Source organism: Variovorax sp. dw_954 (assembly GCF_018449755.1).
Taxonomy (GTDB): Bacteria; Pseudomonadota; Gammaproteobacteria; order Burkholderiales; family Burkholderiaceae_C; genus Variovorax.
In genome coordinates, this window is record NZ_JAAVVD010000043.1 from 25,681 (window position 1) to 37,426 (window position 11,746).

The window sequence follows — 11,746 nt, forward strand, 5'->3', positions numbered from 1 at the left end:
GCAGGACCACCGCATGGCCACCGTCAGCCTCGAAGAGTCCATCGACCGGCGCGTGCACGGCACCTGGCTGAGCTGGCTCGTGAGCCAGCAGACCTTCTGGGTCTCGGTGGCGGCGGTGGTGGCGTTCGTGGTGCTGACTTTCTCCAGCGACGTGTTCGCGACGCAGCAGAACCTCTTCAACGTGACGCGCAACTTCGCGTTCGTCGCGCTCATCGCCATCGGCATGACGGCCGTGATCATCACCGGGGGCATCGATCTCTCCGTGGGCGCGACGCTGGTGCTGTCGGGCATGGTGGTGGGCATGTCGATGAGCGAAGGCATGTCGATCTGGCTGGCGATTCCGCTGGCGCTCGGCGCCTCGCTGCTGGTCGGCGCGATCAACGGTTTCATGATCGCGTACATCGGCGTGCCACCCTTCGTGGTCACGCTGGGCATGCTGTCGATCGTGCGCAGCCTGGCGATGGTGCTGTCGAACAACCGCATGGTCTACCAGTTCGGGCCCGACCAGCCGAAACTGCTGGCGCTGGGCGGCGGCTTCGTCAACGTGAGCCTGCCCTTCGTCGACCCGATCCGGGTGCCGAGTCCGGTGCTGTTCCTGATCGTGCTGCTGGTGGTCGCGAGCTTCCTGCTGCGCTGGACGCGCTGGGGGCGGCACCTCTATGCGATCGGCGGCAACGAGCGCGCAGCGACCATGACGGGTGTACCGGTCAAGCTGGTGAAGGTCAGCGTCTACATGTTCTGCGGGCTGTGCGCGGGCATTGCGGGCGTGCTGGAAGTGGGCTGGCTGGGCACGGTGACGACCAGCCTCGGCCAAGGCATGGAACTCTCGGTGATCGCCGCCTCGGTGATCGGCGGCACCAACCTGGCGGGCGGCATCGGCACGGCCTTCGGGGCGGTGGTGGGCGCCGCGCTGATCGAAGTGATCCGCAACAGCCTGATCCTGCTGGGGATCAGCACCTTCTGGCAGGGCACCTTCGTCGGGAGCTTCATCATCGTGGCGGTGCTGTTCGACCGGTTGCGAGCGCGCAGCGCCAACGATTGAGGACTCCTCGCGCCGCGCCTCTGGCCGAAATGAAGGACCGGAACCGCGCAGTCCTTCCGCCGCGAAGACAGATGAAACCGGATGTGTCAGATATAGTTACCCACAATTGTGTCTAACCATGTCCGCATAGGGCAGCGAAGAGGCGTACATGTTGAAGACCGGGATCTATCGGGCCATCCTGCCAGTCGTGCGGGGCTTCGGGCGGCATCGATTTTTCGGCAGCCCGCTGGTGACACGCCTGCTCTGGGACACCGCGCCGCGCGACGCGATGATGCTGGCATCGTGCCCCTCCGAATCCTTCGTGGTCGCGGCAGGCGACCAGGTCATCGGGCAGTGGCTGTTCAAGCACCGCGAGCCCTTCGACTTTTCCAAGCTGGAACGCGTCGTCGAGATGCTGGGCCAGCAGCGGATGCGGCTGCTGCTCGACATCGGGGCGAACATCGGCACGATCTGCATCCCGGCGGTGAATCGCGGGCTGTTCGAGCGGGCCATCGCGTTCGAGCCCGAGCCCAGGAATTTTTCGTTGCTGCGCGCCAACGCGGAACTCAACCGGGTCGCAGACCGCATCACGACGCACAACATCGCGCTGGGCGAGAAGAACGACGAGATCCTTTCGTTCGAGCTTTCCAAGGGAAACCACGGCGACCACCGGGCGCGCTACGGGAACTGCAACTCCGACTTCGGACCCGAAACGATCCAGGTGCCCTCGCAGACGCTGGATCGGATCCTGGACGACATCGATCTTGGTTCGACCTTGCTGTGGATGGACACGCAAGGCTTCGAAGGCTACGTGCTGGCCGGCGCGGCCCGTACCTTGCAGCGCAAGCTACCGCTCGTGACGGAATTCTGGCCCGGCGGTCTGGCCAGCAGTGGCAGCATGGGACGGTTCAGGGGCGCCCTGCAATTGGCCGGCTATTCCTCGTTCTGCGACCTGAGCGAAAAGGAGATCGCGATGCGCCCCTTCTCGCTGGCCGCGCTGGATGCGCTGGCACAGCGCCTGGGGACGGATGGGGGGCAGACCGATCTGCTGTTTATCTAGAGCGCTTGGATCGCAAGGCCCCGCGCCAGAAGGTGTGAAGATTTCGTAGCGAGGGCGCCGAGGTCGGGCCTGCGGACCGGAACCGCACTGTCGTGCGGTGAGGACCGCAGGCCCGAGATCGGTGGCCGCAGCATAAAGCTTCACACCTTCTTCAGGCCGCCGGCACCGGCACCAGGATCGCGTTTCCGGTCGCCACCAGCCTGGGCGCTGCATCGCCCTCGCCCTCCGCAAACAACTCAGCCACCGCGAACACCTGCTTGCGCCCGGCCTTCACGACGCGGCCACGCGCCACGAAAGCGCGGCCCACGGCGGGCGCGAGGCAGTTGACCGAGAAGTGAGAGGCCAGCACGTTGCCCGCCACGGTGCTGGCCGCGAAGCCGCAGGCGGTGTCGAGCATGGCGCCGATCAGGCCCGCGTGCAGGAAGCCCGCGTACTGGCCCAGCTCGTCGCGCCAAGGCATCCGCAGCTCGGCCTCGCCATCTGCAGCCCGGGTGACTTCAAACCCCGCCCAGCGGTTGAACGCGGCGGTCTGGTTGACGGCCTGGATGGTGTCCAGCATGGCGTGCCTCCTTCTCGTGAATCGAGTGGCCACTCTACGGATGGATCGTCCCGCGGCAGGTCACCGCGGCGACCTGTCCGGCGCCGGCAGTTGCGTGCGCGACAGCAAGGGGCCGTGTCTGGCCGTCGAGCGGATTAACCCGCTTCGGCGTCGCCCGCCGTACAAGCCGGTTCATCACTTCACGAGGCCCTCATGCCCCTCTTCTTCGCTCCTCGCCGCCGCGCCATCGCGCTGGCGCTTTCCTCACCCCTGCTGGCTCTCTGCGCCCAAGCCGATTCGCGCATCACCCAGGTCAAGGTCTACCCTGGCAGCGCCACGGTGGAGCGCGTGGCGCGGGTCGCCTCGGGTAGCCGCACGCTGACCTTCGCCTGCCTTCCAGCAGGCCTGGACGCGCAAAGCATCCAGGTGAGCGCCGACGCGGCCGTGCGTCTGGGTGAAACATCGGTGCTGACGCAGCCGCGCGCCCTCTCGGCCGAATGCGCCACGAGCCCGCTCGACGGCCGCATTCGCGAACTGGAAGACCAGAAGGCCGCGCTCCAATCCGAGAACGATGCGCTGGATCTGGTGAACGGCTACCTCAAGGGCATCACGGCGAATGGCGGCGGCACCCCCGGCGACGGCACTCCGCCGGTACGGGTGGCCGCGCCCGATGCGAAGTCCGTCGCGGCCATGGCCGAGGCGCTGCGCCGATCCGGCCAGGACTCGCTGCAGAAGCAGCACTTGCTGAAGCGCCGCCAGACGGAACTGGACAAGCAGCTCGCCCCGCTCATCGCCGAGCGCGAACGCTCACAGGGCCAGGGCGGCAACGTGACGAGCGTGACCGTGACGCTGGCGGCCGGGCGTGATGCCGACGTGAAGCTGAGCTATCAGGTCGCGGGGCCGGGCTGGTCGCCGGCGTACCGCGCCCTGCTCGACACCACGACGCGAAAGATCCGCATCGAGCGGCAGGCGCTGGTCGCGCAATCCACCGGCGAGGACTGGCGCGGCGTGAAGCTCACGCTCTCCACCGGCCAGCCGCGCCGCGAGACCACCGGCCGCCTGCCCGCCCCCTGGCGCATCGGCATCGAGCAACCCCAGCCGCTGCGCGAACGCAGCGCGCAGCCCGGCGCACCGATGGTGGCGGCGGCGCCAGCGCCGATGATGAAGTCCGCAATGGACCGGCTCGACGAGCCCGCGTTCGACGTGAGCGTGTTCAACAACAGCTTCGCGACCGAGTTCGCCGTGCCGAACGTCGTCGACGTGCCCTCCAGCGGCCAGCGCGTGGGCCTGGCGCTGGGACAGGTCGAGGACATCGTCAAGCTCGCCGCGCGCACGAGCCCGCAAGTCGACGCCAGCGCCTTCCTCATCGCCGACATGGCCCCGCCCGAGGGCGTCTGGCCGGCCGGCCCGCTGCAGCTGTACCGCGACGGCGCCTTTGTCGGCAATGGACGCTGGACGCCGCCCGGCGATGCACGCCTGACGCTCTCGTTCGGCCGCGACGAACTGGTCCGCGTGCAGGCCGATCCCGAGCGCGACAACCAGGGCACGGGCGGCTTCGTCGGGCTGCGCGTCGAGCGCAAGCTGCAGCGCGGCTACGTGGTCGAGAACCGCCACCGCACGCCGATCGCGGTGCAGGTGCTCGAGGCTGCGCCGGTGTCGGTGAACGAGGCGGTGCAGGTCAGCGCCACCTTCCAGCCGAAGCCGGCCGAGCGCGAATGGAACAAGCAACCCGGCATGACGCTGTGGTCCTTCGACCTGGCCGCCGGGGAAAGCGCCCGTGTCGCCGCCGACTACACGATCAGCTATCCGAAGGACGCGCGGATCTCGGCGCGTTGAGTCGCACTGCCTGGCGCAAGGCGGCGGACCCGCGGTGCCTGCATCGACGCGCATCGGGTCGGTCGTGGCGCCACCGCCTGCGCCGATCCGATGGCGAGAATGCGGGCCCATGCCTCCCAGCGCCACCGCCCTCGCCTCCGCCTTCCTCACCGGGTTCGGCATCACCCTCGGCCTCATCGTCGCCATCGGCGCGCAGAACGCCTTCGTGCTGCGGCAGGGCCTGCGGCGCGAGCACGTGCTGCCGGTGGTCGCCTTCTGCGCGCTGGCCGACACGCTGCTCGTCATGGTCGGGGTCTGGACCATGGGCAGCCTGCGCACCACGCTGCCGGCGCTGGCCCCGGCGCTCACGCTGGGCGGCGCCTTGTTCCTGTTTGGCTACGGCCTGCTGGCGCTGCGGCGCGCACTGAAGCCGCACGCCCTGCTGGCCGCGCAGGGCGCCCCGGCGTCGGCATCGCGCGCCCGCGTGCTGGCGCAGACGGCCGCGTTCACGCTGCTGAATCCGCACGTGTATGTCGACACGGTGCTGCTGGTCGGCTCGGTCGGCGCGCAGGAGGCCGGCGCTGCGCGCATCAGCTTCGTGACGGGCACGGCCCTGGCCAGCACGGCCTGGTTCGCGCTGCTCGGCATTGGTGCGCGCCTGCTCGCGCCGCTGTTCGCCAGGCCCGTGGCCTGGCGCTGGCTCGACGCGCTGGTGGGCGCCATGATGCTCGCGCTGGGTGCCCTGCTCCTGCGGCAGGCGTGAAAACGCATACCAAGGTATTGCAATTCGCTCGCGCAATGCCCCTTTGTTGCGAATTGCAATGGCGGTGACGCTTGTGCCGCCTATGATTTGGCAGGCGCGACCCTTGCGTGTGTCGCTATCACGAATCCAGAGGAGAACCCCATGAAACCCGTCTCAGAGTTGCTCAAGCGCCGCGGCCCCGCCCTGTTCCATATCTCGCCGGACACCACGGTGTTCGATGCGCTGCATGTGCTGGCCAAGCACGAAGTGGGGGCGCTGCTGGTGATGCGCGAAGGCAAGCTGGTCGGGGTGCTCTCCGAGCGCGACTACACGCGCAAGGTGGCGCTGCTGGGCAAGAACTCCAAGGAGATGAACGTGTCGGAGATCATGACGGCCAACGTGATCACCGTGACCTCCAGATCGAACACCAGCGAGTGCATGGGCCTCATGAGCCAGAAGCGCATCCGCCACTTGCCCGTGGTCGACGGCGACATCGTGGTGGGCATGATCTCGATTCGCGACCTGATGGACGACATCATTGCCGACCAGGAGCAGACCATCGAGCAACTGACCAACTACATCCAGAGTTGAGCCAGGGCCGACCGGGGAAGCGCGCCGCGCACCCGGTTGCAACGCCGCAAGCCGCCCGGGCCGACGCGCCCGTTCCGCGGAGGCCTTGTCCGCGGCCTTCTAGCGGCCGTTCGTGCTGAACCTCAGCCAGCCGTTCGCACCCCGCACGCAAATCCCCGACAGCGTCTCACCGCCCGGTCCCCGGGTCTGCAGGCGTTCGCCCTCGGCACGCCCATCGCAAACGGCCCGGATATCGACCACTGGCTCGGGCTGTGCCTGCGCCACGGGTGCCGGTGCAGGCATGGGCGCGGAGGCACCCGGCGCCGGGGCAGGCGCCGGCATGGGCGGCGGCGCCACGGTCATGGGCGGTGGCGGGGGTGCTGCGGGCGCCGGCGGTGGCGGCGTGGTGCAGGCCTGCAAGGCGACGCAGGCCAGCAGGCCGAGCCATCGATACCGAACATTCATGACCAAATCTCCTGGATGCTTGCGCCAACAACGACGGGCCGCACCTTAACGCGACTTTGACCGGGCGTGCAAAGTCCAGCATGCGAAAGCAAGACCGTTGCCAGCCAGCGCGACGCCGGCAAAACCCGCTGGACCGGCGACCGCCTCGCCCCTAAGCTCGACGCCGGATTTGCAACGCATGGCAAGGAGACCCGATCGTGGAGATTTCCGGAGACAGCCTCGCACTGCAGCGCCTGTACCACTGGGAGCGCACCGCGCCGCAGCGCGTCATCCTGACGCAGCCCGTCGGCGGCGGCCAGTTGCAGCATTTCACCTGGGCGCAGGTGGCCGACCAGGCGCGGCGCATGGCCGCATGGCTGCAGGGCCAGGGCTTCGAACCGGGCTCCCGCATCGGCATCTTCTCGAAGAACTGCGCCTGGTGGCTCCTCAGCGACCTTGCCATCTGGATGGCCGGCCACGTCTCGGTGCCGCTCTATCCCACGCTGGCGGCCGACTCGATCCGCCTGATCCTCGACCGCAGCGGGGCGCGCGTCTGCTTCATCGGCAAGCTCGATGGCTGGACTTCGATGCTTCGCGGCATTCCGGACGACATGCCCTGTGTCTGCTTCCCGCTCGCGCCGGCAGATGCCGTGAACCGCTACGAGAGCTGGGACGCGATCTGCGCAGGCACGCTGCCGATGCAGGGCGAGGTGCAACGCCGCGCCGACGAACTGGCCACGGTGATCTACACCTCCGGGACCACCGGCCGCCCCAAGGGCGTGATGCACAGCTTCGGCACGCTCGCATGGGCCGCGCAGGCGGGCAAGAAGCAGGTGCCGCGCTTCGAGTCCGACCGGGTGCTGTCGTACCTGCCGCTGGCGCATGTGGCCGAGCGGGTGCTGGTCGAGCAGGGCTGGCTGGCCACCGGCATGCACATCTACTTCGCCGAAAGCCTGGAGACCTTCGCGGCAGACCTGATACGCGCCAGGCCGACGCTGTTCTTCTCGGTGCCGCGGCTCTGGGTCAAGTTCCAGCAGGGCGTGCTTTCACGCATGCCGGCCGGGCGGCTGGACCTGCTGCTGCGCATCCCGCTGGTGGGCGGCGTCGTGCGCAGGAAGATCCTCGGCGCGCTGGGGCTGGACCAATGCCGCGTGGCGGGCGGCGGCGCGGCACCGATGCCGCTGGCGCTGCTGCAGTGGTACCGCCGCCTCGGGTTGCCGATCAACGAGGCCTACGGCATGACCGAGAACCTGGCCGTCTCGCACTGCACGGTGCCGGGCCTGAACCAGGAAGGCACGGTGGGCCCGGCGAGCGAAGGCGTGGAGGCGCGCATCGACCCGGCCACGGGCGAGATCCAGATGCGCAGCCCCGGCCTCATGCTCGGCTACTACAAGGACGCCGAGCTGACGCGCGAGGCCTTCACGGAGGACGGCTGGCTGCACACCGGCGACAAGGGCGAGGTGGACGCGCAAGGCTGCTGGCGCATCACCGGCCGCATCAAGGACCAGTTCAAGACCGGCAAGGGCAAGTACGTGGCGCCCGCACACATCGAGGACCGCCTGTGCATGCATCCGGCCATCGAGACCTGCATGGTCGCCGGCGCCAATCTGGGTCAGCCGCTGGGCCTGGTGAGCCTGCTGCCGACGGCCCATGAGACCGAGGCCGCAAGGCAGCAACTGGGGCCGCAGATGCGCGCGCATCTCGACGACATCAACGCCCGCCTCGACCCGCACGAGCAGCTCGACTGCCTGGTGCTGCTGAAGACGCCGTGGACCGTGGACAACGGCTTTCTGACGCCCACGCTCAAGGTCAAGCGCGGCAGCGTGGAGGAGGCCTATGGGCCGCGCTTCGAGGAGTGGGTGCAGGAGGGCAGCAAGGTCGTGTTCGCGGAGTGATGGCGGGGCCGGGCCGGATCGCTCGGGCCACGAGTCACGCCCCCACTCACGGCGCTCAGGGCGCTCAAGTCGCTCAAGTCGCCACTCAGGCGCTAACCTCGACCGCGCTCCCCGAACGCGCGCTCAGCGCAATCGCTTCCAGCGTGGCGGCGTTGTCCAGGCTGGCCTGCGCGGCCCGTCCGATCGCATCGAAGTCCCCCTCGCGCACGACCTTCGCGAAGGCCTCCGCGGCAAAGCGAAAGCCGCTGCCGGTGGCGGAGCGGATGAGCTCGAAGGGCACCGAGTTGGCGATGCCCCTGCGCACGCGGAGCCGGCTCGGCAGATAGCCGTATGGATGCGTCCCGGCAACGTCGCTGGTGTGGTTGAGGTATTCGCTGTCCAGTGTGCCCTTGCTGCCGGTCACCAGCAGGTGGCGGTGGTTGGCCGTGTCCATGGCGCAGGAGAGTTGGGCGCGGCGGCCGTCGGCATAGTGCAGCGTTGCCATCGTGCTGATGTCCACGCCCGAATCGGCCCAGCTCGCGTCGGCCGTGACGCGCTGCGGCGCACAGCCCATGACGAGACGGATCGCGCTGAGCGCATAGCTGCCGGCGTCCAGCAGCGCGCCGCCGCCCAGCTCCGGATTCATGCGGATGTTGCCCTGCGCATTCGCCAGCACGAAGCCGAAGCTCGCCTGCGCCGAGCGCACCTCGCCGATGGCACCCTCGGCCAGCAGCGCCAGCATGTCGCGTGTCTGCGGCTGGAAGTAGTACGGGTAGGCCTCCAGCAGCATCACCTTGGCCGCGCTCGCGGCGTCAAACATCGCTTGCGCCTCGCGCCGGTTCAGCGCAAGCGGCTTCTCGCACAGCACATGCTTGCCGGCCTGCGCCGCCTTGATGGCCCATTCCGCATGCAGGCTGTTGGGCAGCGGGAGGTAGATGGCGTCCACACCCTCGTCGGCCAGCAGCGCCTCGTAGCTGCCGTGATGCCGTGCGATGCCCTGCGCCGCGGCGAAGACGGCGGCGGTCTCCGCATTGCGGCTGGCCACGGCGACGACATGCGCCTGACGGCTGGGCGCAACGTCGCGCGAGAACTGGCGGGCGATATTGGCGCAGCCGAGGATGCCGATGCGAAGCGGTGGGGGCGTAGGTGACATGAGGAGTCCTGGTGTCCGGGACACCGCATGCCGACGAGCCGTCGGCCGGCGCCCGGCAGGACTGTCAGGCGAGCCGAGTGTAGGCAAGTATCTCCGGCGGCGCCCCGAACAGCGGCCCTGCCGCGGCCACCGCGGCGCCTACATGCGGCGTGGCCATGTGGGCATCGGCCGCGGCCTTGTCGGCCCATTCCTCGACGGTCTGGAACACGTGTGGCGCCTCGGCCTGCTGGAACAGCTGGTACGCGGCGCAGCCCTTTTCCTCGCGCGACCTGGCGGCCAGCTCGGTCATGATGGCCAGCCCCTGCGCGGCGGCTTCGGGCTTGAAGGTGATGCGGGCGAGGATGTGATGCATGGCCTTGCTCGCTCAGTGCCCCAGGCCTCGCGTCACGGCGTCGCTGATCGTCGCCATCGAATTCAGTCCCTTGATCGTGCTCATGGCGTTGGAACTCGCGTTGACGATGGTCTGGTTGCTGATGTGCTGGTCGTTCAGCGTGTTCTGGACGATAGTTCCGCCCGCGCCGAGATTGACCGACGGGTCGACCACATTGCCCGGGCCTGTCTGCACGAGGTTGAGCGTGCGCAACTGCGCGTTGAGTTGCGCGGCCTGGGCCGGCGTCATGCTGGTCAGGTTGCCGAAGTCGAGCGTGGTCTGCGTGACCAGGTCGCCGTTGACGTACACCGCGCGCGTGATGCCGAAGTTCACCAGCAGCCCCGAACCGAGGTCGAAGCCGCCGCGCAGGTCGTCGAGCTTGTTGTCGCTGACGGCCATCCAGACCTCGGACTGCTCGTCCGGGTCCTCGCCGGCCGCGTTCGCCATGAGCGCGGCGCACACCAGCACCGGCGTGAACCAGCGCGAGCCCCAGCGCGGACGGCGCAACGACTTCCTGGCAGGGGTCGCGCGGCGATTCATCAGAAGTCTCCCGGGCCCATCTTGGGCAAGGTGATGGCGGTCAAGGTGCCGCGGTCGACGCCGTCGCCCACCGGCGCCCGCGGCGCCACGCGCCAGTCCGCCGCGAGGTTGAAGCGCGCGATGTCCATGCGGTTGTGAACCACGAAGAGCAATTTGTTCGCCCAGCGCTGTTCGAAGACATGGCGCGGAATCGCGCGCGTGCCTTGTGCCGGATCGCCGATGAGCACACGGTCGGCCTGCAGGCCCTTGACCACGACGAAGTGGTGGTAGCCGTTCTCGTTGATCAGCACGATGGCAGGCACGCGAGCGTCGTTGAGCTTGTCGAGCGGCTGCTTGAAGCCATCGGCGATGAAGCCGTGGTTGGCCAGGTAGCGCTTCATGTCGAACAGCGAGAAGCCTTCCTTGTGGATCTTCTCCTGGTCGCCCTGGGCATACATCTCCTCGAACACGGCCTGCTCCGTCACCGGGTAGCTGAAGTGATGCGTGAGCAGGGTGGCGACAGCCGCGGAGCCGCAGCTGAAGTCGTATTTCTGCAGCATCGTGGTCTTGAACCTCGCCTGCCGCAGGTTGGTGATTGGCAGCGTGACGTCGCCGCCGCCGGCAATCCCCGGAAAATAGGCTTGCTGCGCCGGCGCCGAAGCGGCCGTCGCAGCGAGCGTCATGCAGATCATCAGGTGCCGCATTGGCGCTACCGTCAGTTCATCTGCACGTTGAGGACCAACGCGTTCTGTATCAGCACATTGGCGCCCGTGTTCTGGATCACGACCGGTATGCCGCTCATGTTCTCGAACGAGCCACCTGCAATGCTGTTGGAACCCGTGGTGACGTTGCGCGCGTAGTTGTCCGCGGTGGTCCCGGTCAATGTCGCATCGTTCCACGTCTGGGCCCCGCCCCTCAACGACGACAAGGTTTCTTCATCGGCCGGCATGGCCACGAATGCGGCGTCTCTCTCCGCCGCAATCGCGGGTGCGCCAGGCGCCTGCACGGCGTCTGGTTGCGCGGCGACAGGTGCCGCAAGCAGGGACCCGATCGCCACGCAAGCGAATGCGAGGGAATGGATGGATTTCATGGCGTCTGTCCTGTGGCGTTGATGATGCGCAACGCGGCAGACGCCGCCCGGTCCCGCATTGGATGCAGGCCGCGCGGCGAATGCCGTGATGCGCGCGGGCGTTACTTGCCGATCGTCATGTTCGCCTGGACATTCACACTCTGCTGGACCAGGGCGGCGATGCCGGTGTTCTGCACGATGTTCAGTACGCCGGCTGCCGATTGCGCGGTACCCGTCATGCTGTTGTATGCATTGAACGCACCTGCGTCGACGGTGTTGGTACCGCCAGCGCCGCCCGTTCCGCCTGCGCCTGCGCCACCCGTTCCGCCTGCAGCGGTGTTGGTGCCGCCAGAGCCCGCGCCGCCCGCACCACCGGTGCCGCCGCCGCTCGCGCCGCCATTGCCTGCCGTGGCGCTGCCATTGCTGGCGTTGCCATTGGAAGCACTGCCGTTGGTCGCTGCGCCGCCAGCACCGCCGGTGCCCGCTGCTGCCGTGTGCGCGCCGCCTGCGCCACACGTCGGCCGGGGGCCCGCGGGCCTCCGGGGCCCGCCCTCACCCGTGCCCGGGACTG

The 11,746-nt window shown here is 68.4% G+C and carries 13 protein-coding genes and 1 pseudogene; 6 read left to right on the forward strand and 8 right to left on the reverse strand.

What is annotated here, in order from left to right:
* The first annotated feature begins 13 nt into the window (after positions 1-13).
* Together HB681_RS36045 and HB681_RS36050 are read left to right on the forward strand one after the other, a co-directional pair.
* Positions 14-1,042 (forward strand): ABC transporter permease, encoded by a 1,029-nt coding sequence (locus tag HB681_RS36045; RefSeq protein WP_213959699.1) that lies wholly within the window; start codon positions 14-16, stop codon positions 1,040-1,042.
* A gap of 148 nt (positions 1,043-1,190) precedes the next feature.
* Entirely contained in the window at positions 1,191-2,081 is an 891-nt protein-coding gene (locus HB681_RS36050; RefSeq protein WP_213959700.1) for an FkbM family methyltransferase, read from the forward strand.
* 151 nt (positions 2,082-2,232) lie between these two features.
* Here the strand turns inward: HB681_RS36050 and HB681_RS36055 are convergent, their stop codons facing one another.
* Positions 2,233-2,640, reverse strand: coding sequence for a PaaI family thioesterase (locus HB681_RS36055; protein ID WP_213959701.1), 408 nt, complete (start codon positions 2,638-2,640; stop codon positions 2,233-2,235).
* A gap of 192 nt (positions 2,641-2,832) precedes the next feature.
* On the opposite strand from HB681_RS36055, the gene HB681_RS36060 reads away from it, so the two are divergent.
* From HB681_RS36060 to HB681_RS36070, 3 genes are all read left to right on the forward strand, one after another.
* Complete coding sequence (locus tag HB681_RS36060) at positions 2,833-4,455, forward strand: DUF4139 domain-containing protein (RefSeq protein ID WP_213959702.1); 1,623 nt, start codon at positions 2,833-2,835, stop codon at positions 4,453-4,455.
* Positions 4,456-4,564: 109 nt separating this feature from the next.
* Complete coding sequence (locus HB681_RS36065; RefSeq protein ID WP_213959703.1) at positions 4,565-5,197, forward strand: LysE/ArgO family amino acid transporter; 633 nt, start codon at positions 4,565-4,567, stop codon at positions 5,195-5,197.
* Positions 5,198-5,338: 141 nt separating this feature from the next.
* A complete protein-coding gene (locus tag HB681_RS36070) occupies positions 5,339-5,767 on the forward strand; it encodes a CBS domain-containing protein (protein WP_213959704.1) in 429 nt (142 codons plus the stop codon).
* A gap of 99 nt (positions 5,768-5,866) precedes the next feature.
* Here the strand turns inward: HB681_RS36070 and HB681_RS36075 are convergent, their stop codons facing one another.
* A complete protein-coding gene (locus HB681_RS36075; protein WP_213959705.1) occupies positions 5,867-6,211 on the reverse strand; it encodes a hypothetical protein in 345 nt (114 codons plus the stop codon).
* A 197-nt stretch (positions 6,212-6,408) separates the two neighbouring features.
* Here HB681_RS36075 and HB681_RS36080 point away from each other — a divergent pair, with 197 nt between their 5' ends.
* Positions 6,409-8,085 carry an AMP-binding protein gene (locus HB681_RS36080; RefSeq protein WP_345944811.1) on the forward strand — a complete coding sequence of 559 codons (1,677 nt, stop codon included), beginning with the start codon at positions 6,409-6,411 and terminating at the stop codon, positions 8,083-8,085.
* 85 nt (positions 8,086-8,170) lie between these two features.
* Here the strand turns inward: HB681_RS36080 and HB681_RS36085 are convergent, their stop codons facing one another.
* The 6 genes and pseudogenes from HB681_RS36085 to HB681_RS36110 all read right to left on the reverse strand — a co-directional run.
* Positions 8,171-9,217, reverse strand: a complete 1,047-nt coding sequence (locus HB681_RS36085) for a Gfo/Idh/MocA family oxidoreductase (protein WP_213959706.1) — start codon at positions 9,215-9,217, stop codon at positions 8,171-8,173.
* A 64-nt stretch (positions 9,218-9,281) separates the two neighbouring features.
* A complete protein-coding gene (locus HB681_RS36090; protein ID WP_213959707.1) occupies positions 9,282-9,569 on the reverse strand; it encodes a putative quinol monooxygenase in 288 nt (95 codons plus the stop codon).
* A gap of 12 nt (positions 9,570-9,581) precedes the next feature.
* Complete coding sequence (locus tag HB681_RS36095) at positions 9,582-10,127, reverse strand: hypothetical protein (protein WP_213959708.1); 546 nt, start codon at positions 10,125-10,127, stop codon at positions 9,582-9,584.
* Positions 10,127-10,789 carry a C39 family peptidase gene (locus HB681_RS36100; protein ID WP_256735241.1) on the reverse strand — a complete coding sequence of 221 codons (663 nt, stop codon included), beginning with the start codon at positions 10,787-10,789 and terminating at the stop codon, positions 10,127-10,129. The genes HB681_RS36095 and HB681_RS36100 overlap by 1 nt, the downstream gene beginning before the upstream one ends.
* Before the next feature lie 32 nt (positions 10,790-10,821).
* Entirely contained in the window at positions 10,822-11,196 is a 375-nt protein-coding gene (locus tag HB681_RS36105; RefSeq protein WP_213959710.1) for a hypothetical protein, read from the reverse strand.
* Between the two features lie 101 nt (positions 11,197-11,297).
* A pseudogene (locus HB681_RS36110) lies at positions 11,298-11,746 on the reverse strand (hypothetical protein); the annotation flags it as partial.